The 20,673-nt window shown below is 64.9% G+C and carries 20 protein-coding genes and 1 pseudogene; 6 read left to right on the top strand and 15 right to left on the bottom strand.

The features are described from left to right. Nucleotides 1–262: 262 nt before the first annotated feature. The 3 genes from otsB to AB870_RS12215 all read left to right on the top strand — a co-directional run bounded on the left by otsB (nt 263) and on the right by AB870_RS12215 (nt 3,330). Nucleotides 263–1,027 carry a trehalose-phosphatase gene (gene otsB, locus AB870_RS12205; RefSeq protein ID WP_047904924.1) on the top strand — a complete coding sequence of 255 codons (765 nt, stop codon included), beginning with the start codon at nt 263–265 and terminating at the stop codon, nt 1,025–1,027. Then, complete coding sequence (otsA, locus tag AB870_RS12210; RefSeq protein WP_047904925.1) at nt 1,024–2,442, top strand: alpha,alpha-trehalose-phosphate synthase (UDP-forming); 1,419 nt, start codon at nt 1,024–1,026, stop codon at nt 2,440–2,442. Before otsB ends, otsA begins: the two co-directional genes overlap by 4 nt. A 78-nt stretch (nt 2,443–2,520) precedes the next feature. Beyond that, on the top strand, nt 2,521–3,330 hold the full coding sequence (locus AB870_RS12215) for a crotonase/enoyl-CoA hydratase family protein (RefSeq protein WP_047904926.1): 810 nt from the start codon (nt 2,521–2,523) through the stop codon (nt 3,328–3,330). Between the two features lie 12 nt (nt 3,331–3,342). Here AB870_RS12215 and AB870_RS12220 read toward each other — a convergent pair whose 3' ends face one another. The 5 genes from AB870_RS12220 to mltG all read right to left on the bottom strand — a co-directional run bounded on the left by AB870_RS12220 (nt 3,343) and on the right by mltG (nt 7,816). Further along, the gene (locus tag AB870_RS12220; protein ID WP_047904927.1) at nt 3,343–4,017 is read right to left on the bottom strand and encodes an ankyrin repeat domain-containing protein; all 675 of its coding nucleotides are present in this window, start codon (nt 4,015–4,017) and stop codon (nt 3,343–3,345) included. Nucleotides 4,018–4,112: 95 nt separating this feature from the next. Then, entirely contained in the window at nt 4,113–4,895 is a 783-nt protein-coding gene (locus AB870_RS12225; RefSeq protein ID WP_047908134.1) for a TatD family hydrolase, read from the bottom strand. 29 nt (nt 4,896–4,924) lie between these two features. Beyond that, nucleotides 4,925–5,965 (bottom strand): DNA polymerase III subunit delta', encoded by a 1,041-nt coding sequence (gene holB, locus AB870_RS12230; protein WP_047904928.1) that lies wholly within the window; start codon nt 5,963–5,965, stop codon nt 4,925–4,927. A gap of 184 nt (nt 5,966–6,149) precedes the next feature. Beyond that, nucleotides 6,150–6,785, bottom strand: coding sequence for a dTMP kinase (gene tmk / locus AB870_RS12235; protein WP_167362743.1), 636 nt, complete (start codon nt 6,783–6,785; stop codon nt 6,150–6,152). 35 nt (nt 6,786–6,820) lie between these two features. Further along, on the bottom strand, nt 6,821–7,816 hold the full coding sequence (gene mltG / locus AB870_RS12240; RefSeq protein WP_047904930.1) for an endolytic transglycosylase MltG: 996 nt from the start codon (nt 7,814–7,816) through the stop codon (nt 6,821–6,823). A 186-nt stretch (nt 7,817–8,002) separates the two neighbouring features. Between mltG and ygfZ the strand changes: the two genes are divergently transcribed. From ygfZ to AB870_RS12255, 3 genes are read left to right on the top strand one after another with little or no spacing between them, the layout of a single operon-like run. Next, entirely contained in the window at nt 8,003–9,121 is a 1,119-nt protein-coding gene (ygfZ, locus tag AB870_RS12245) for a CAF17-like 4Fe-4S cluster assembly/insertion protein YgfZ (RefSeq protein ID WP_047904931.1), read from the top strand. Between the two features lie 18 nt (nt 9,122–9,139). Beyond that, the gene (locus tag AB870_RS12250; protein WP_047904932.1) at nt 9,140–9,454 is read left to right on the top strand and encodes a DUF4936 family protein; all 315 of its coding nucleotides are present in this window, start codon (nt 9,140–9,142) and stop codon (nt 9,452–9,454) included. Continuing rightward, on the top strand, nt 9,445–10,269 hold the full coding sequence (locus tag AB870_RS12255; protein WP_053059342.1) for an NRDE family protein: 825 nt from the start codon (nt 9,445–9,447) through the stop codon (nt 10,267–10,269). The genes AB870_RS12250 and AB870_RS12255 overlap by 10 nt, the downstream gene beginning before the upstream one ends. A 63-nt stretch (nt 10,270–10,332) precedes the next feature. Here the strand turns inward: AB870_RS12255 and AB870_RS12260 are convergent, their stop codons facing one another. The 10 genes and pseudogenes from AB870_RS12260 to AB870_RS12300 all read right to left on the bottom strand — a co-directional run bounded on the left by AB870_RS12260 (nt 10,333) and on the right by AB870_RS12300 (nt 20,516). Beyond that, complete coding sequence (locus AB870_RS12260) at nt 10,333–11,328, bottom strand: NADP-dependent oxidoreductase (RefSeq protein WP_047904933.1); 996 nt, start codon at nt 11,326–11,328, stop codon at nt 10,333–10,335. 44 nt (nt 11,329–11,372) lie between these two features. Next, entirely contained in the window at nt 11,373–11,813 is a 441-nt protein-coding gene (locus tag AB870_RS12265; protein WP_047904934.1) for a PaaI family thioesterase, read from the bottom strand. A gap of 173 nt (nt 11,814–11,986) precedes the next feature. Beyond that, nucleotides 11,987–12,592 (bottom strand): bifunctional nicotinamidase/pyrazinamidase, encoded by a 606-nt coding sequence (gene pncA, locus AB870_RS12270; protein WP_047904935.1) that lies wholly within the window; start codon nt 12,590–12,592, stop codon nt 11,987–11,989. A 122-nt stretch (nt 12,593–12,714) separates the two neighbouring features. Next, nucleotides 12,715–14,811, bottom strand: a complete 2,097-nt coding sequence (locus tag AB870_RS12275; RefSeq protein ID WP_047904936.1) for a 3-hydroxyacyl-CoA dehydrogenase NAD-binding domain-containing protein — start codon at nt 14,809–14,811, stop codon at nt 12,715–12,717. 92 nt (nt 14,812–14,903) lie between these two features. Beyond that, the gene (locus AB870_RS12280; RefSeq protein WP_047904937.1) at nt 14,904–15,638 is read right to left on the bottom strand and encodes an ABC transporter ATP-binding protein; all 735 of its coding nucleotides are present in this window, start codon (nt 15,636–15,638) and stop codon (nt 14,904–14,906) included. Further along, on the bottom strand, nt 15,631–15,906 hold the full coding sequence (locus AB870_RS27675; RefSeq protein WP_472462565.1) for an ABC transporter ATP-binding protein C-terminal domain-containing protein: 276 nt from the start codon (nt 15,904–15,906) through the stop codon (nt 15,631–15,633). The genes AB870_RS12280 and AB870_RS27675 overlap by 8 nt, the downstream gene beginning before the upstream one ends. A 36-nt stretch (nt 15,907–15,942) precedes the next feature. Next, nucleotides 15,943–16,338 (bottom strand): annotated as a pseudogene (locus AB870_RS27680) (ATP-binding cassette domain-containing protein); the annotation flags it as partial. Between the two features lie 98 nt (nt 16,339–16,436). Further along, nucleotides 16,437–17,714 carry a branched-chain amino acid ABC transporter permease gene (locus tag AB870_RS12290; protein WP_047904938.1) on the bottom strand — a complete coding sequence of 426 codons (1,278 nt, stop codon included), beginning with the start codon at nt 17,712–17,714 and terminating at the stop codon, nt 16,437–16,439. Further along, nucleotides 17,714–18,610 (bottom strand): branched-chain amino acid ABC transporter permease, encoded by an 897-nt coding sequence (locus tag AB870_RS12295; RefSeq protein WP_047908137.1) that lies wholly within the window; start codon nt 18,608–18,610, stop codon nt 17,714–17,716. Before AB870_RS12295 ends, AB870_RS12290 begins: the two co-directional genes overlap by 1 nt. 277 nt (nt 18,611–18,887) lie before the next feature. Beyond that, nucleotides 18,888–20,516, bottom strand: coding sequence for a 3-(methylthio)propionyl-CoA ligase (locus AB870_RS12300; protein ID WP_047904939.1), 1,629 nt, complete (start codon nt 20,514–20,516; stop codon nt 18,888–18,890). Nucleotides 20,517–20,673: the final 157 nt, after the last annotated feature.

The following is a 20,673-nucleotide window of genomic DNA, read 5'->3' on the forward strand; positions in this document are numbered from 1 at the left end:
CGGTTACGATAAATGCGTCCGCGCGGATGTCCGCGCTCCCGCCAACCAATTCGCCGCTCGTCACGCCTCGTCTGCCCACTCCCTAGCCCTTGCTGGCCCTGGAACGACCTGTCGACCTGCGGCACGACAGCGACGGAGTGCCATGCAACCTCTTGCGTCTTCCCCGCCCCTCTCGACGGCATCGACCGCCACGCCGGGTACATCCCCGGATGCTGCCCCCAGCACCGCGGCTGCCGACACGCGCCCAGTCGACGTTACCCGCATGGCATTCTTTTTCGATCTCGACGGCACGCTGGCGCCACTGGCCGCGCGTCCGGACGCGGTGAAGCTGCCGCTGGACACTGCCCGCGTGCTGGCCAGCCTGTTCGAGCGAACCGGTGGCGCGCTTGCCGTCGTCTCCGGCCGGTCCCTCGACGATATCGACGGCCTGCTCGCGCCGCTGCACGTACCGGCCGCCGGACTGCACGGCGCCGAACTCCGTCACGCCGACGGCAGACTGCGCCGTGCCGAAGGGCATGCGGCCGACACCGAGCGTATTGCTGCGATGGCGGCCCCGTTGCAGGCCCTGGTGGCACAGCATCCCGGCCTTCTGCTGGAGAACAAGGGCAGCGCACTCGCCCTTCACTATCGCGGTGCCCCTGAGTTAGCCGGCGTGGCCCGCGACACCATGCGCGCGCTGGCCGAGTTACATGCCGAACATTTCTCGCTGCAACCGGGAAAGCTCGTCTTCGAACTGCGCCCTCGCCATGCCACCAAGGGGCGAGCGATCGCCGCACTACTGAATGAAGCCCCGTTCGCCGGTCGCACGCCACTCTTTGCCGGCGACGATCTGACCGACGAGGCCGGTTTCGCCGACGTGAATGCGCTGGGCGGCATCACGATCAAGATCGGGGATGGACAGACGTGCGCCCGCTATCGTCTGCCTTCGCCGGGAGCGCTCACCGCCTGGCTGCTCACGCTGCACCGGCCCGCTTCCCCTTCATCCCCCTCATCCCCGCTCCAACCCTCTCAGGAGACAGACGTATGAGTCGCTTAGTCATCGTGTCGAACCGGGTCGCCCCCATTACCGAGGGCAAACCGACGGCCGGCGGATTGGCCATCGGCGTATTCGACGCGCTCAAGGACACCGGAGGCATGTGGTTCGGCTGGAATGGTGAAATCGACGCGGAACCGGCGATCGCGCCGGAGATCGCGCATCGCAACAACGTCACCTTCGCGACCGTACCGCTCACACGCCGTGACTACAACACGTACTACCGCGGATTCTCAAACGCCACGCTATGGCCGACGTTCCACTACCGCGACGACCTCACGCGCTACCAGCGCGACGACTACAACGGTTATCGTCACGTCAACGCGCGCTTCGCTTCGCTGCTCGCGCCGTTGCTCAAGCACGACGACCTCATCTGGGTGCACGACTACCACCTGCTCCCGTTCGCGCAGGCCTGCCGGCAGATCGGCTTGCAGCAACGCCTCGGCTTCTTCCTCCACATTCCCTTCCCGTCGCCCCAGGTGCTGATGACCGTACCGCCTCATGAGGCGCTCGTGCGGGCGATGTGCGAATACGACCTCGTCGGCTTCCAGACCGAGATCGATCGTACGGCGTTCACCGATTACCTGCTGCGTTTCGCCGGTGCAACGATGAATGGCGACGGCACGATCACCGCCTACGGACGAACGCTGCGTACCGGCGTCTACCCGATCGGTGTGTATCCGGACGAGATCCAAAAGCAGGCGACCGCGCGCGCAACGGTCAAGCACATCCTCGATCTCAAGCAGGGATTGCAGGAGCGCAAGCTCATCATGAGCGTGGATCGCCTCGATTACTCCAAGGGGATGCTGGAGCGCTTTCGCGCCTTCGAGCGACTGCTGGAACTCTGGCCGAACCAGCAAGGCACGGTGAGTTTCGTGCAGGTCGCGCCGCCGAGCCGATCCGACGTGGCGGGCTATGGCGAAATCCGTCGTCAACTGGAAGCGGAGGCGGGTCATATCAACGGACGCTTCTCCGATCTCGCCTGGACGCCACTGCGCTACATCAACAAGCGCTACGATCACGAAGTGCTGATGTCCTTCTTCCGGGCGTCGCAGGTCGGCTACGTCACGCCGCTGCGCGATGGCATGAACCTCGTCGCGAAGGAGTACGTCGCCTCGCAAGACCCGGCGGACCCAGGGGTGCTGGTGCTCTCCTGCTTCGCGGGCGCCGCACAGGAACTCGATGGCGCGCTGATCGTGAACCCGTACGACATCGACGGCATGGCCGAGGCGCTGCGCTCTGCGCTGAACATGTCGCTGTCCGAGCGCCAGTCGCGTTACGAGAGCATGATGGGCGCATTGCGCGAGCATAACCTGTCGACGTGGCGCGACCGTTTCATCAACGACCTGCGCGCGCCGGCGGCCGCGACACCGGCCCTGTTGCGCTGCGCGCAACCCGCCGCCGCCTGACTGCCCGGCCCCTGCGAGGGTCCGTCACGCCTCGTGAAGGAGGCAGACAAGCGACGACGACGCCTCAGGAGATCCGCCATGAGCCAACGTCCAGTCCCCGCAACCGCCCCGTGCGTCGAAGTCGAGACCAACGGGCCCGTGACCGTCATTACGCTCGCGCGTCCGGCGCGCCGTAACGCCGTCGACCGCGACATGGCGGCGGCGTTGCGCGACGCACTGCTCGCTTTCGAGCGGGACGAGAGCGCCAGCGTCGCCGTACTCTGTGGCAAGGGGGCGGCTTTCTGCGCGGGTGCGGATCTCTGCGCGTTCGACGACCCCGAGCGACGCAACGTCGTCACGCCCGACGGGAGTGGCGACGGACCGATGGGGCTCACACGGCGTCATCTGGACAAGCCGGTGATCGCCGCCGTCAGCGGTCATGCTGTCGCAGGCGGTCTGGAGTTGGCGTTGTGGTGCGACTTGCGCGTCGCGGACGACACTGCGACGTTCGGCGTGTTCTGCCGACGCTTCGGCGTTCCGCTCATCGATGGCGGAACGGTGCGTCTGCCCCGTCTGATCGGCATGAGCCGCGCGCTCGACATGATCCTCACCGGCCGCGCGGTCGGCGCTCAGGAGGCATTCGAAATCGGTTTGGTGAACCGGCTGGTGCCGGAAGGCATGGCGCGTCAGGGCGCTGTCGCGCTCGCGCAGCAGCTGGCCGACCTGCCGCAAGGGGCCTTGCGTGCCGATCGCCGGGCCGCCTACGCGCAATGGGACCTATCGCTGGAAGCGGCGTTGCGCCAGGAAGGCGCTGCGGGGCACAGCGTTGTATTTTCGGAAGGTATTGCCGGTGCCCGCGCCTTTCTCGGCGGGGCCGGCCGTCACGGCGCGCCGCGCGACACACCGTGACCGCGACGCGCCTCAGCGCGCCGGCGCCGGCAGCGGCGGCATCTCCGACAGACGCTTGGCCAGACCGTCGGCGATCTCTTTCTGGTTGGCCTGTCTGGCGAAATCGATCGCCGTCATCTTGAGCTGATTTTTCAGACGAACATCCGCCCCGCCATCGAGTAGCACCTTGCAGGTGGTAATGTGACCGCCGCGCGCGGCCATCATGAGCGGTGTGGTGCCGTTGGGCGACTCGGCGTCGACGTACGCCGACGCATCGAGCAGCATCTTCACAATATCGTCGTGGCCGTTCGTCGCGGCGTAATGCAACGGCGCCCAGCCCTTCTTGTTCACCTCCGCCTCCTTGTCGATCAGCAACTTGACCATCGGCGTCAGGCCTTGCAGCGACGCGATCATCATGGCGTTCTCGTCGGCGTGATTGGTCGCCTCGAGATCGGTGCGCTTGTCTTCGATCAGCAGCCTGGCCACGCCGACCGACTTCTCGCGCATGGCGATCACCAGCAGCGGGTCACCCTTTTCGTCCGTGGTGTTCGGATCGACGCCTGCCTTGAGCGCCTGCTGAACCGCCCTGGTGTCGTCGAACACGACCGCCTTGACCAGCGCCGTGTTGGACGTCGCAGCGGTGGCACATGCCGTGAGCCAAAGCACGCTCAGTAGCGTGAAAGCACGGATCGTCAAAAATTTGCGCATCGGAAGCTCCTGTCGGTAGTCCGGGGAAAGTCTGCTAAAGCTTGCTGAAAACGTCGATTCGAATGCAAACGGTTCGGTCAGTCGACCGATGCCGTTCAGTGCGCAGCCGTCGAGAACAGACGGAAGAAGTTCTGCGTCGTGGCTTCGGCGATCTTCTGCAACGGCTCACCGCGCAAATCCGCGATGAACTCGCCCACATGCCTGACATAACCGGGCTGGTTGAGCTTGCCGCGATACGGCACCGGCGCGAGATACGGCGAATCGGTTTCGATGAGCATGCGTTCGAGCGGCACACGGCGCGCCACGTCCTGTAAATCGCGCGCGCTCTTGAACGTCACGATCCCGGAAAACGAGATGTAGAAATTCTGATCGAGCGCGCCCTTGGCCACTTCCCAACTTTCAGTAAAACAGTGCATCACGCCGGCCGGTTCGCCCGCGCCCTCTTCGTGCATGAGACGCAGCGTATCGTCGGCCGCCGAGCGCGTGTGGATGATGAGCGGCTTGCCCGTGGCCCGCGCGGCGCGAATGTGCGTGCGAAATCGTTCTCGCTGCCACTCCATGTCCTCGATGCTGCGGCCTTCAAGGCGATAGTAGTCGAGGCCGGTCTCTCCAATGGCCACCACCTTGGGCGCAGCCGCCAGACGGATCAGGTCGTCAACGCTCGGCTCGGGAGTGTCCTCATAATCCGGATGCACCCCCACCGAGGCGTAGACGTTATCGTGCTGTGCCGCAATCGCCAGCACCTGAGGCAGCGTCGGCAGATCGACCGAGACACATAGCGCGTGACTGACTTTGTTCTCACGCATGCGCGCGAGCAAATCGGGCATCTGCTCGGCCAGTTCCGGGAAATTGATATGACAGTGCGAATCGATGAACATGATGTGCGATCGGTTGCCGGCGCCCCGCATCAAAGCGATGCCGGGCCACCGAACAACTGTTTGTATTGCAGAAAAAGCGCTTCGAGCAACACCCGCGTATTGAGCGGGTGATTCTGCACCTGACGCTGTTGCGCGAGTTCGCGCAGGAAGCCCAGCAGGCGGACATCGTCGGTGGCGTCGCCACAGCGCCGCAACGCCTGCGCCTGACCGGGGAAAAAACGAACCGAGCCGGCCATGCGTTCGGCAAGGACATCGAAGCACCAGCGTTGCAGCGTCTCCAGAACGCCCGGCAGGCTGCCTTTGTGCAACTGCTCGGCACAGGCAAAGGCGTCGATGGCCCCGCCTTGCGCCAGCTGCCCAAGCAGCCAGTCGCGCCAGCCACGCTCCTCGGGCTCCGCGAGCGCGCGCGCGGCAAGCGGCGCGCCGCCCGCTTCGGCAAGTACGGCGGCCGCTGTTGAGGCGTCCAGTCCGGCTTCGCCCATCAGCCATTGCGTGGCTTGTGCGTCGTTCGGACGCACCAGCACGAGACGCCGGCAGCGCGAGAGAATCGTCGGCAGCAATCTATCGGGTTGTGTCGTCACCAAAAGGAAAACGACGCCTTCGGGCGGCTCTTCGAGTGTCTTGAGCAACGCATTCGCGGCATGCACGTTGAGCGATTCGGCCGGGTAGAGCAAGACGACGCGCCGCCCCTGACGGTGCGAACCGAGGCTGGCGAAGTCGATGACCTCGCGCACCTGCTCGATCTTGATCTCCTTGCTTGGGGTCTTGGTCTTCTTTTCGCCGTCGGCATCCGCGCGTGCGTCGGCGCCGGGCAGCGTCTCGGCCAGCGCCTCCGGACAAATCACGCGGAAGTCCGGGTGATTGCCGCTGGCGAACCACTGGCACGCACCGCACGTGCCGCACGGAAAGTCATCGTCACGCGGCGATTCGCACAACAACGCTTGCGCGAACGTGCGCGCAAGTGCGACTTCGCCGATACCGGGCACCGCCTGTAACAGCAGCGCGTGCGGCATCTGGGCGCGAAGGTCGTTAAGGCGTGTCCAGTCCTGCGACTGCCACGGATACAGCATGTGGGCTCCTTGGCCGGATGTTGCATGGGTTGCGTCGGCGGGTCCATGTCGGCGCCCGCTTCCCGCTTCAATTCCCCGCCTGCCGCAGCAAGGCTACCTCTGCCGCCGGCGGTATCACCGGATTATGCGCGTGTCGGCGAAAACCGGACGGTTCATGCCCTCGCTCACGCGTGCTCGCCTTCGCTCAGTGCCCCGGCAATCCCAGCCGGGCAAATACGTTGGCGAGTTGTTCGGCAATGGCGTCGATGCCTTGCGCGGCGTCGATCAGTACGATGCGACCGCCGGACGTCTGTGCGCGGCGCAGATACTCCTCGCGAACGCGTGTAAAAAATGCCGCCGATTCACGCTCGAACTTGTCGGGCGCGCGCGCGCCCGCCAGCCGCGCGGCGGCAATGGCCGGATCGAGATCGAACAGAATCGTGAGATCCGGCTGGCGCGTGCCCTGCACCCACTGCTCGAGAATCGATAGCTTCTCGCGCGACAGACCTCGCCCGCCGCCCTGATAGGCAAAAGTGGCGTCGGTGAAACGGTCGGAGACGACCCAGTCACCGCGCGCGAGCGCCGGTTCGATGACCTTGACCAGATGCTCGCGGCGACCCGCGAACATCAGCAGCGCTTCGGTTTCGATATCCATCGGCTCGTCGAGCACGAGCTTGCGCAGCGCTTCGCCCAGCGGCGTGCCCCCCGGCTCGCGCGTGGCCACGACATTTCGCCCCACGCCCGCCAACCCCTGACGCAGGGCATCGACGAAAGCATTGACGTGCGTGCTCTTGCCCGCGCCGTCGATCCCTTCGAACGTCACGAACTTGCCCGGCACCACGGCCGGCGCTGGGACGGGTGCTTCGGGGGAATGCGTCATTGCTCACCTCGCTGATATTTGTCCACGGCGCGATTGTGCTCCTGAAGATTCGTCGAGAAATGGCTCGTGCCATCGCCGCGGGCTACGAAGTACAGCGCATCGGTCGGTGCCGGATTGAGCGCTGCTGCCAGCGCCGCCACGCCCGGCAACGCAATCGGCGTCGGCGGCAATCCCGCCCGCGTATAGGTGTTGTACGGCGTATCTGTCTGCAAATCGCGCTTGCGCAAACGCCCCGTATACAGATCGCCCATGCCGTAAATGACCGTCGGGTCGGTCTGCAACAACATGCGCTTGCGCAACCGGTTGACGAACACCGCCGCCACCTGAGCGCGCTCCACCGCCTGCCCCGTCTCCTTCTCCACGAGAGAGGCCATGATAAGCGCCTCGTACGGCGAGGTGTACGGCAAACCCGGGGCACGCGCGGCCCAGGCTTCGTCCAGACGCTTCTGCATCAGGCGGTAAGCGCGCTTGTAAATATCGATATCGCTCGTGCCTTTCGGAAAAAGGTACGTGTCGGGGAAGAACATGCCTTCGGCCTCGGCGCGATCTGCGCCCACCAGTTGCATCAGATCGGCATCCGGCAATCCGGCGGTATCGTGTCGCAGCGCCGGACTGGTATCGATTTCGGCGCGCATCTTCTTGAACGTCCAGCCCTCGATGATCGTCACCACGTACTGGTTGACGTCACCGCGCGCGAGCTTGTCCATTACTTCGAGCGGTGTGATTCCGGTCGCGAACTCGTAGTTGCCCGACTTGAGCTTCGTGCCCACGTCCATCACGCGCGCGAGCACATTGAACAGCAACGGATGCACCGGTACGCCGCCCGAGCGCAATTGCGTGGCGACACTGCGCACCGAACTGTAGGGTTTGATCGTGACGTCGAGCGTCGGCTTGCCCAACTGCAAGGGGGCCTGAGCCCAATAATAGAAAGCGCCGCCCGCCGCCAGTGCAGCGACAATCAACAGTACAAACAGGCGTTTGATGAAAGACATGAATTGCAGGATAAGTCGCCTGACGGCGGCAGCGGGTTCGGGGGACTCGTCAGCCGGACCTGCGGGGCGTTCACGGCGTCGAGAGGCGCGTTCTGCGCGTCGAACCCGGCTCGCACGTCCTGGCGGAAGACCCAATATAATACTTTGACTTGCCGAACCCTCACAGATTGACAGGCACTTTCGTTTATGACCTCCCAATGGCGTGATCTTCTGCCGAAAGCGGCAGCCGCTTCCCCCTCCGATATTTCACCCGACGCACGCGCCGCCCAGTTCGCGGCGTTGCGCGCGGGCAGCTTCGTGTCGCTGGCGACCGACACCGGTCTCATCGCCGTGAACGGCGCCGACGCCGCATCGTTCCTGCACGGCCAATTGACCAACGACGTCGAACGTCTTTCCCCTGCGCAGGCGCGTCTGGCGGGCTACTGTTCGGCCAAAGGGCGCCTGCTTGCCACGTTTCTGATGTGGCGCGATACGTCGCCCGACGCAACGATCTATCTCGCTGCCGACGCGTCTGTGCAGGCGGCCGTGCAAAAACGGCTCTCGATGTTCGTGCTGCGTGCCAAGGCCAAGCTCACCGACGGCACGGCCACCCATGTGTTGCTGCAAGCCGGTGGCCCGGCCGCGGAGACAGTCCTCGCCCGAACCTTCGCTTCGTTGCCGACAGCGCCGCTCGTTGCCGTCCATGCGACGATGGGCGACGCACCGGTCAACGCCACCAGTCTGATTCGCCTGCCCGACGCCGGTGCCGCCCGGACACTTTCGCGTTTTCTCTGGAGCGTGCCGCTCGCCCAGGCGCCGGAGGTCTGGAGCGCACTCGTGCAAGCCGAGGGTCTGGTCGCGGTCGATCCGTCCTTTGCTGCGTGGCTCGACGTGCACAGCGGCGTGGCACGGGTGACAGCCGCCACACAGGAGCAGTTCGTCCCGCAGATGATCAACTGGGAAGTCGTGGGCGGCGTGAACTTTCGCAAGGGCTGCTATCCGGGCCAGGAAGTCGTCGCCCGCAGCCAATATCGCGGCACGATCAAACGCCGGCTTCATCTCGCGCATATCGACGGCGCACAGCCGTTGCCGGGACAGGAACTCGTCGAGACGAGCGATCCGGACCAGCCGTGCGGCATGGTCGTACAGTCCGCGCCCGCACCGGACGGCGGCTACGACGCACTCGTCGAGCTGAAACTGACGGCACGCGACACCGATGACGTACGTCTTGGCGCCGCGAACGGTCCCGCGCTGATCTTCGCCGAACTGCCTTACGACATCATCGATCCGACGGAAGCACCGCCGTCGTCGGCCGCCGCGTCCTGATCCCGGCGCGCGCAACCGATGGACTGTTACGTCTACTATCGCGTCTCGGGAGCACACGCCGACGCTGCGCGTCTTGCCGTCACGCAACTTTTCGCGCTGACGGCGACACGTTTCGGCGTCGTCGGGCGCCTTCAGCGGCGAGCCGACGCATCGTCCAATGACATTGCCAACGACAGCGCAACATGGATGGAGCGCTATGACGACGTCGGCCCCGCCTTCGTCCCGGCGCTGGCGCAAATGGCAACCGAATGTGGCGTCGCTGCGCTCGCCGATGGCGGGCGCCACGTCGAGTGCTTCGTCGACATTCCGAGCTCTCCGCACCCATGTGCCTGATCGTTTTCTCCTGGCAGCCCGATAGCGCCACGCCGATGGTTTTACTCGCCAATCGCGACGAATTCTTCGAGCGCCCCGCCGAGCCGATGCACTGGTGGTCGGATCGACCCGATGTGCTGGCCGGACGCGATCTGCGCGGCGGTGGTACGTGGATAGGCGTCAACCGGGCCGGGCGCTTCGCCGCTCTGACGAACTTCCGCGACGGGCGCGCGCCAATGACGCCCAAAGAGACGCCTTCGCGCGGTCTGCTGGTGTCCGCGATGCTCGACGCCACCTCGTTCGACGACGACCTCAAACGCATCGAAAAGCATGCGCACGAGTACGCCGGCTTCAACCTCCTCGCGGGCGATCTGCCGGCAGGCAAGCTCTATTGGCTGGGCAATCGCGAGACGAGCGAGGTTGCGGGCGCAGCAGCGCTTCCCGTTGCCCATGCGATCTCGCCAGGGGTTCATGGCTTGTCGAATGCCCTGCTGGACACGCCCTGGCCGAAACTGGTGAGCCGGCGCAATGCCCTGCGCGATGCGCTCGACGCGAACGCCGACGACATGACGTTGCTCGAAGCGATGCGCGACGCGACCGAAGCGGCGGACGAGGCGCTGCCGCACACGGGTGTGACACGCGAGTGGGAAAGGACACTCTCGGCGGCGTTTATCGCATCGCCCGCCTACGGCACACGCTGCACGACGCTGCTGCGCTATTTCCGGGACGGCACGCTCGAACTCGCCGAATCGACGGTCTCGCCCGGCCAGCCCGCCAACGAACTCCGCGGCCTGAAACGCTTCCGGTTCGCGCTCAGGCCTGCAACGGCGGTATGACCCCTGGTTAATGCACGTTCAACATCGAGGGCGGTAGTCAACCAGCGCGCACGCCTCACGCCATCAAACCAACCGCACGACCTGCTTGCCGAAGTTCTCGCCCTTGAGCAAGCCGAGGAATGCTGCCGGCGCGCTCTCGATGCCCTGCGTCATCGTCTCCCGGTAGTGCAGTTCACCGGCGGCAATGGCGTCGGTCAGTTCCTTGAGCGCCTGCGGCCACACGTCGAGATGTTCGGTGACGATGAAACCTTCGAGCTTGACGCGCTGTGTGAGCAGCAGCGACGGGGACTTCAGCGGAATCGGTTCGCCGTTATAGCCGGCGATCATGCCGCACAGCGCGATGCGTGAATGGGCATTCAGATTGCGCAACACAGCATCGAAGACCTCGCCGCCGACGTTTTCGAAATAACCGTCGATACCGTCCGGCGCGGCGTCGCGCAGCGCTTCGAAGACATTTCCCGCCTTGTAGTCGACGCAAGCGTCAAAGCCGAGCGTCTCCCGTACGTAAGCACACTTCCGTTCGCCGCCCGCAATACCAATCACACGGCACCCCGCGCGTTTGGCCAGTTGCCCCACCACGCTGCCCACAGCGCCCGACGCGGCGCTTACGGCGATGGTTTCTCCCGCTTTCGGCACAATGATGCGGTTCAGACCGTACCAGGCCGTGACGCCCGGCATGCCTGCTGCGCCGAGATAGGCGCTCATCGGCACCCGCGCATCGTGAAGACGGCGCAGGTTGCTGCCGTCGGAGATTCCGTACTCCTGCCAGCCGAACATGGCGGTGACGGCATCGCCCGGCTGCCAGTCGGGGTGACGCGACTCGATCACCTCGCCAACCGTTGCGCCGATCATGACCGTGTCGAGCGGCTGCGGTGGTGCGTATGACTTGGTGTCGTTCATGCGAGCGCGCATGTACGGGTCGAGCGACAGATAGAAGTTGCGCACCAGCACCTGTCCGTCGCCGATCTCGGGCAATTCGGGCGCGGCCAGATGAAAGTTGTCGAGCGTGGCTTCCCCTTGGGGGCGGGAAACCAGCAGAATCTGGCGATTGATCGTCATGAGACTTTCCTCCGTTTGAGTCGCAACGGTGACGTGCCGGGACGTCAGTCCCCGCTCGGTTCGCCGGGACGGCGTTGCTCGTGGACCTGACGTCCGACGGCGAGGCGTCGCAAATATTTGAACGTGCCCATGGCCTTGGCGACCAGCTTGCCATTGGTGTCGCGCACCTCGCCCTCGCAATAGGCCATGGTCGTGGAACGGTGCAACAGGCGGCCGAATGCCCGCATCTCACCGGAGCCGGGCTGCATGAAGCTCGTCTTCATTTCAATGGTCACGACACCGGTACCCTCAGGCGCCACACTGCGGCTCGCGGTGCTCAGCGCCACATCGAGTAACGCCATCGTGACGCCGCCATGCATGACCTCCCAGCTATTGAGGTGCTTCGCCGACAACGCGAGCCGCAGTTCCGACTCACCGTCTTCGGCACGCAACAATTCGATGCCCAGATGATCGATGAACCCCGACTGAATGGAGAGCGCACTCATCGAAGACTCCGGCCGACCCGGCCACAACGCAAAGACTTGTCCATCATCACTTCTTCCACTGAATAGGTTCTGTTCTGCCCGTCAATGATGCATTGGGCGACGACTTCGGGCGACTACATCCGGCGGCGCAATGCGCCAACAACCGCCGGCGAATCCATCGCCTCCGGTAACGCCTACTCTCGCGCGACACCTGCGGCCTCCAGCGACGCCCACGCCCTGCCGAGCGATCCGTTGAGATCGATGGCCCGGCACGCATGTTCGATCACGCAGACATCGAAGCCTGCCGCCTTCGCGTCGAGCGCGCTCCAGGCGACGCAGAAATCGGTCGCCAGTCCCACGCAGTGCACACGCTTCACGCCCTTGTCCCGCAGATAACCGGCAAGGCCTGTCGGCGTCGTCCGGTCGGCTTCGAGAAACGCCGAATAACTGTCGACACCGGCTTGATACCCCTTCCGGACGATGGCCTGTGCGTGCGGGACATGCAGATCGGCATGCAATGCGGCGCCGGGCGTGTCCTGCACGCAATGCGACGGCCACAGGACCTGTTCGCCGTACGGCAACGCGATAGTCTCGAAGGGCTTACGTCCCGGATGATTTGCCGCGAACGACACATGCCCGGCCGGATGCCAGTCCTGCGTAATCACCACATGGGCGAACCCGCTCGCCAACGCGTTGATCGCCGGCACTACCGTGTCGCCATGGGGCACCGCCAGCGCGCCGCCCGGCATGAAATCGTTCTGCACGTCGATCACGAGCAGCACTTCGCTCATTGGCTTCATATCATCGTCCCTCATCGCCCCTTCATCGCCCCTTCGTCTCCCTTGGTCGTCACGCCATCCTCACCTCATGTCACCTCGGCGTCACTGCATTGCCCTCGCCCCGACGCGACGCTGGGATCGCATCAGCCGTTGAAACGCTTGCCGGCCTCTGCCAGTTCGACGAGGCGTGCCGCTGGCGACCAGTCCTCGCCGTGCTCGCCCGCCTCGAATTCGCGAACGCGGGCGAGTACCTTATCGAGACCGGCCATGTCGGCGTACAGCATCGGTCCGCCGCGCCACAGCGGGAAGCCGTAACCGTTCAGGTACACCATGTCGATGTCCGACGCTCGCGCAGCCGTGCCGTCGGCCAGCACCTTTGCCCCCTCGTTGACCAGCGCATAAACGAGACGATCGACGATCTCGTCTTCCGGGAATTCGCGCGGCACGATGCCGTTCGCTTTGCGGTAGTCGTCAAGCATCTGCGAGACCTTGGCGGACTCGCGCGGCGTACGGTCGCCTTCGGCGTAGTCGTACCAACCCGCGTGCGTTTTCTGCCCGTAACGCCCGGCCTCGCAAAGGACGTCGGCAATCTTCGGATACACGATGCCGGGCTGTTGGGCGTGACGACGCTTGCGAATGGCCCAACTGACGTCATTGCCTGCCAGATCGCTCGTGCGAAATGGCCCCATCGCGAAACCGAAGCGCTCGATGGCCGCGTCTATCTGTGCAGGCGTTGCGCCCTGCTCGACCATCCACTGCGACTGCTTGAAATACGGTTCGAGCATGCGATTGCCGATAAATCCGTCGCACACGCGCGCGACCACGGCAAGCTTGCCGATGCGCTTGGCCAGCTTCATTACCGTCGCCAGCACATCCTTGCCGGTATGAGCCCCGCGCACGACTTCGAGCAGGCGCATGACGTTCGCCGGACTGAAGAAATGCATGCCCACGACGTCCTGCGCGCGCGACGTGGTTTGCGCCAGCGCATCGAGATCGAGCGTGGACGTGTTCGACGCCAGAATCGCGCCGTCCTTTGCGACCTTGTCGAGTTCCCTGAAAACGACCTGCTTGACCGCCATGTCCTCGAACACCGCTTCGACGATCAGATCGGCGTCGGCCACCGCCTCGAAATCGGTGCTGCCCTGAATGCGGGCAAGGCGTTTCTCCGCCTCCTGCGCCGAGACCTTCCCACGAGTGACAGCGCGATGGTAATTGCCGCGCACCGTCTCGATGCCGTGCCTCAATGCTGCATCGGTCGTGTCGACCAGCATGACGGGAATACCGGCGTCGGCAAAAGTCATCGCAATGCCGCTGCCCATGGTGCCGGCGCCAATGACGGCCACACGTTCAATGTTACGCACCGGCGTATCGTCGGGCACATCCGCGATTTTCGCCGCGGCACGTTCGCCCAGAAACGCGTGACGCAGCGCCTTCGATTCCGGCGAACTCACGAGTGCCACAAAGCACTCGCGCTCGAACTTCACGCCCTCGTCGAAGGGGCATTGCAGCGCGGCCTCGATGGCTGCCACGCACTTGTGCGGCGCGGGGAAATGCGGCTGTTCGCGTTGCACCTTGTCGCGCGCGGCGTCGATCGCGTTCCTGGCGGCACCGTCGGCGTCGACGATCGCGACATCGCGCAGACGAGGCAGCGCACCCGCGTGGGCGGCGATTTCGTCGGCGAAGGCGATTGCGCCCGCCAGCAGGTCCTCGCGGGTTCCATCGAACAGCTTCGAAAACAGCGTGCCCACGAGCGTTTCGGACTTCACCACGCGTCCGGTCACCACCATGTCGAGCGCACGCGCCACGCCGATCGCACGCGGCAATCGTTGCGTGCCGCCCGCGCCAGGCAACAAGCCCAGTTTCACCTCGGGCAATGCGATCTGCGCCCCCGGCAATGCCACGCGGTAGTGGCAAGCGAGCGCCAGTTCGAGCCCGCCGCCCATGGCGACGGCGTGGACGGCCGCGACGACCGGTTTGGTGCACGCATCGAGTGCGGCGATCACGTCGACCAGCAGCGGGCTTTGGGTCGCCTTCGGCGTATTGAACTCGCGGATGTCGGCCCCGCCGGAGAAGGCCTTGCCTGCGCCGATCAGGACAATGGCACGCACCTGAGCGTCTGCCTGCGCCTGCGTCAGACCTTGGGCAATGCCAACGCGCGTGGCGTGACCCAAGCCATTAACCGGCGGATTTTCCAGCGTGATGACGGCTACGCCGCCACGAATCTCATAAGCCGTGCTCATCCTTGTCTCTTTCCTTATATTGTTGGCGTCATCGGGGGTGCGCCGCGAGCACGCAAGCTGCGGCGAGACGATCGTTCGATTCTAGCGCAGCGCTACACCTCGAGCCATTCACGGCGAATCTCCGGCGCGCCCACCAATGCATCTGGCGTACCTTCGAATACCAGCGTCCCACGCCCCATGACCGCGACACGTTGTGCGCAATTCAGAGCCAGCGAGAGTTTTTGCTCGATGAGCAAAATCGCCACGCCGGTCGCGCGCAGATCCGTGAGTATCCGGCCGATGCGCGCCACCACGCGTGGCGCAAGACCCTCGGTCGGCTCGTCGACGATCAACAGATCGGGCCCCGCCATCATCGCCCGACATAATGAAAGCAACTGCTGCTCGCCGCCCGATAGCGACGCAGCAGGCGCATCGCGACGCGGCGCCAGTTCCTCGAAACGCTCGAAAGCCTGCGCCAGCGTCATGGCGCGCCCGCCCCCGGCGGACATTGGCGCCGCCTTGCCCCTGCGTTGACCGAGTTGACCGAGTTGACCGAGTTGAAGATTCTGAAGGACCGTTAGCGGCCCGAACACGTCTCGCGTCTCCGGTACGTACCCGACGCCCAGCCGTGCGATTTGATGAGACGCCAACGGGATCAACGACTGGCCATGCCAGCGAATCTCCCCGTCGCGCGGCAATTGCCCCATGATGGCGCGTGCGAGCGTGGAACGGCCTGCACCATTGCGGCCAAGCACGGCGACGATTTCCCCTGGCGCAACATGCAGCGTCACGCCATGCAACACGCGGCCGCCGCCATAGCCCGCCTTGACGTCGATCAGCTCAAGCATCGCGCTCGCCTCTCACGCTGTGGCGATCGGCGTACTCGCCCAAATAAGCCATGCGAACATCGGGATGCGTGCGGATACGTTGCGGGGTATCGCACGCGATGATCGCGCCGCGCGCCAGCACGGCAATCCGGTCGGCCAGCGAGAAAACGACATGCATGTCGTGCTCGATCATGAGCAACGCGCGCCCCCGGCTCAGTTCGGCGATCAGGTCCACCATGCGCGCCGACTCCGACTGACTCATGCCGGCCGTCGGCTCGTCGAGCAACATGACGCTACCCGAAGAAGCTGCGCACAAACCAATCTCCAGCACGCGTTGCTCCGCATAGCTCAGCGCGCCCGCAGGCACGTCCCGACGGTGCGCCAACCCAAGACGCGCGAGCCATGCTTCGCTGCGCTGTGTGACCTCCCTCAAGCCGCGCATGCGACGCCAGAACGTATAGCGATGGCCGCTCGGCCACAGCGCCGCGCAGCGCAAATGATCGATCACGCTCATTTGTCCGAATAGCTGAGAAGTCTGGAAACTGCGGGACAGGCCGAGTCGGCTGATGAGATGCGGCGCATGGGCGGTGACATCGCGCTCGTGCAGCAGCACACGCCCGCCGTCCGGGCGCGTTCGTCCGGTGACGACGTCGAACAACGTACTCTTTCCCGCGCCGTTCGGGCCAATGATCGCCAGCCGCTCACCGCGGGCCAATGTCAGGTCCACACGGTTCAGCACTTGCGTGCGACCGAACGACTTGCTCACACCGCGCACGCTCAAGGCAGGCGCCGACGCATCGGTATGCATGCGCGCCGGACTCATGGCTGACCCCGCGCCACGAAATTGACACTGGCCGCGTGGCGGCGCAAACGCCGCCCTGCGACCGTGACGATGACAACGCCCACGATCGTTGCCATGGCCGCGGCGCCCCATCGCCACACCCCCAGGTGATCCGCCCAACCGTTCGGGGCCGATGCGCCGTCGATCGCGAGGCGAACGCCATAAGTCATTTCAATGATGGCGATGGAACCGCCGGCGGCGAGTGTCAGCCCCGCAAGCATGGCCGCATAAGGCCGCCAAAGTGCCGGCACGACGCCGTCGCGCCACGCACGCGCGTGCATCGCCAGCAGCCCTGCCATCCCGCCTGGCGCAAAGACGACAACGGCGAGAAATCCCAGACCGAGATAAAGTTGCCAGGCGCGCGTCATCGTAGCGAGAACGACGGTTGCGAACACGCCGACAACCGCGCCGAGCATCGGTCCGGCGAAATAGGCCGTGCCGCCCAGCACCGTGAAAACGAGGACGCCCCCCGACCTTTCGAGACTGAACGTATCCGCGCTGACCAGTTCGAAGTTCAGCGCGCCAAGCGCACCGGCCACGCCGGCGAACGTCGCCGCCAAGATCTGCATGCGATACCGCACTGCCGCCGGCGACGGCCCCAGGAACGCGACGCGTCGGGCGTTATCACGCACCGCACGGGCAAGAAAGCCCAGCGGCGTGCGCGTAATGCCGAACATGGCCGCCGTGCAGACGAACAGCCACAGCGCGACCAGTCCATACACCTGAATCTGCGTTGCAAACGTGACGCCCAGCCACGGCGCGCCGAGCGTGCGGTCAGTCGGCATTCCCCGCTCGCCGCCGAACCACTCGGGCAACATCGCGGCCATGACCCAGACCAGTTCCGCCACGCCGAGCGTGATCATGGCGAACGTCATGCCCGACCGGCGTGTCGTGACGTAGCCCAGCGTCGCGCCCGCCGCCCCCCCGGCGAGTCCCCCCACGAACGGCACGAGCGCCATCGACACCGGCAGCGCGTGCGCGCCAATGCGATTCATGCACCACACACCGGCGTACGCGCCGATTCCCGCGTACGTCGCATGACAAAAACTCAACAGGCCCGTGGAACCGAGAAGCAGGTTGAAGGAAAGCGCAAGGATCGCGGCCGTGCCCATCTGCGTCATGAGCGTGAGCGCAGCATCGGACGGGAAACACCACGGCAGCACGCAGAGAAGCGCGGCAAAGGCGAACCACACGGCAGCACGGCGAGGCCACGATACGGTGCCGCACGGCGGTGCGTCGGCGATCACGTCGTCCATCACCCCTCCCTCACACCGAAAAGCCCGCGAGGGCGCCACAGCAACACGGCGACCATCAACAAATAGGGAACCGCCGGCGCGAGTTGCGCGACGCCGAGATGCCAGAGGGGCGCGATCGCATCACCGAACAGGGCCGTCGCCCCACGCATGCCCTGAGGCCACCATCGATCCAGCGTGGCATCGCTCGTGACCGCCCAGGTTTGCAGCAATCCGATGAGCAACGAGGCGGCGAACGCACCGCCCAGCGAACCAAGGCCGCCGACCACGACGACGACAAACACCACGCTGCCGACCGTTGCCGCCATGCCCGGCTCCGTGACCAGGACGTTGCCGCCGGCGGCACCGGCAAGCGCTGCCAGCGCGGCGCCCCATGCGAACACACCGGTGTAGAGAGACGGGACGTCGTATCCAAGCGCCTGCGTCATCGCCGGTTGGGACAGAGCCGCTTGCAGGATCAATCCCACGCGCGTCGCCCGCAATGCCACCCACACCATCGACGCGATGGCGCACGCCAGCCCCATCAGGAACAGCCGGTACGCCGGCACCGCGATCCCCGCCACATGGACAGGCGCCCCCTCGAGCGCCGCAGGCACGGCGTAGTCGACCGGCCCCCGGCCCCAGGCAAGCTGCACGAGTTCCACCACGATGTACGCCAGCCCGAAGGTGGCGAGCAACTCCGCCAACGCTCCGCGAACGCGCAAGCGCCGCAACACGGCCCGCTCGAAGAGCGCTCCCGCCACCCCGACGATCAGCGGCGCCACGATCAGTGCCGGCCAGAAGCCGAGCATCGACGACAACGCATAGGCGAAGTACGCGCCCAGCATGTAGAAGCTGGCATGCGCGAAGTTCAGCACGCCGAGCATGCTGAATATCAGCGTGAGTCCGCTCGAGAGCATGAACAGCAGCAAGCCGTAGCTCACGCCGTTCACGAGCACGAGGCCAGTGGTGGCACTCAGCAGATGCACTGCGTCTCCTTCGGAAAGCCAATGAAAGACGCGGCGCACGCGCCGCATCGAGGGGGAATTCAGGCTGACATTATAGAGGGGACGATGTCCCGGAAGCGCTCGGGATCGCCCGAAAAGCGGCGTCGATACTGGATTTCGGATAGCATCCGCCGGCCAATCGGATCTATCCGATGCCTCGCCGGCCCATGCCGACGCGATCACGGGAAATTCACGTCCCGACTTCGTAGCCGCGGAATTTCTCCCGCAGTTTGAGCTTGAGCATCTTGCCGGTCGCCGTGTGGGGAATTTCGTCGACGAACACGACGTCGTCGGGAATCCACCATTTCACGACACGCCCCTGATAGAACGCCAGCACATCCTCCCGGGTCAGCGTCGATCCTGGCTTGCGTACCACGACCAGCAGCGGCCGCTCTTCCCATTTCGGATGGCGAATGGCAATGCAAGCCGCCTCGTGAATGTCCGGATGCGCCATGGCCACATTCTCAACGTCGATGGAACTGATCCACTCGCCGCCGGATTTGATGACATCCTTGCTGCGGTCGGTAATCTGCACGTAGCCTTCGGGATCAATGGTCGCCACGTCCCCTGTCGGGAACCAGCCGTCGACGAGCGGCGACGTATCCGAACGGAAGTACCGGTCCAGCACCCACGGCCCGCGGGCATAGAGATCGCCGAACGCCTTGCCGTCCCACGGCAGTGCTTCGCCGTCCGGCGCCACGATCTTGAGGTCGACGCCGTAGATCGCCGTCCCCTGCTTTTCGAGAATGCGCTGCTGGTCGGACCCCGGCAGGTCGCGATGGTGCTTGCGCAGGTGGCACAGTGTGCCGAGCGGCGACATCTCGCTCATGCCCCACGCGTGAATGACGCGCACACCGTAGTCCTGCTCGAACGATTGCAGCATGGCGGGCGGACACGCCGAGCCGCCGATCACGGTTCGCTCCAGCGTAGAGAACCGCGCTCCGATCGACTTCACGTAGCTGAGCAGTCCCAGCCAGACGGTAGGCACGCCCGCCGAGAAGGTGACCCCCTCGGCTTCGAAGAGTTCGTACAGCGATTTGCCGTCGAGATCCTTGCCGGGGAACACGAGCTTCGCGCCGGTCAGCGCGCTGGAGTACGGCAGCCCCCAGGCATTCACATGGAACATCGGCACGACGGGCAGAACAGCGTCGCGCGCGGACATGCTCATGGCGTCGGGCAGCGACGCCCCGAAGGCATGCAGCACCGTCGAGCGATGGCTGTAGAGCACGCCTTTCGGATTGCCGGTCGTGCCCGACGTGTAGCAAAGGCCGGACGCCGTATTCTCGTCCATCGACGGCCATTCGAACCGGCCGTCTTCGGCGGCGACGAGCGACTCGTAGCAAAGCAACGGCAAGTCCGAAGCTGGCATGTGCGCTTCGTCGGTCATCGCGATCCAGCCCTGCACGCCGGGGCATTGCGCCGCGATGGTCTGCACCAGCGGCAGGAAATTGATGTCGAACGCGACGTAGCGGTCCTCGGCGTGATTGACGATGTAGGCGATCTGCTCGGGGAATAACCTTGGATTGACGGTATGCACCACGCTGCCCATGCCCGACACCGCGTAATACAGTTCGAGGTGCCGATACCCGTTCCACGCCAGCGTGCCCACGCGCTCGCCATCGCTCACGCCCAGACGGCGCAATGCCTGGGCCAGTCGACGCGCGCGCTGCTCGGCGTCGCGCCACGTGTAGCGGTGAATGTCGCCCTCGACGCGGCGCGAAACGATCTCGGTATCGCCATGGTGGCGGGCGGCATGGGCGAGCAGCGAGGAAATCAGGAGCGGCGCGGCCATCATCTGGCCGAGGAGCGGTGTTGCCATACGTCGAATCTCCAGAAAGGTCGGAAAAACCGGGATTACGGGGATACGTCTGGAACAGCGATCGGAAATGCCCGCGAACGCTTGGGAACGTTCGGAAGCGCCGGAAATTCGGCGTCGGCGCTCGATATGCGCGCCGTATTGTGATGTTCTGATTGGC

The sequence above is a fragment of the Pandoraea faecigallinarum genome (assembly GCF_001029105.3).
GTDB classification, from domain to species: Bacteria; Pseudomonadota; Gammaproteobacteria; order Burkholderiales; family Burkholderiaceae; genus Pandoraea; species Pandoraea faecigallinarum.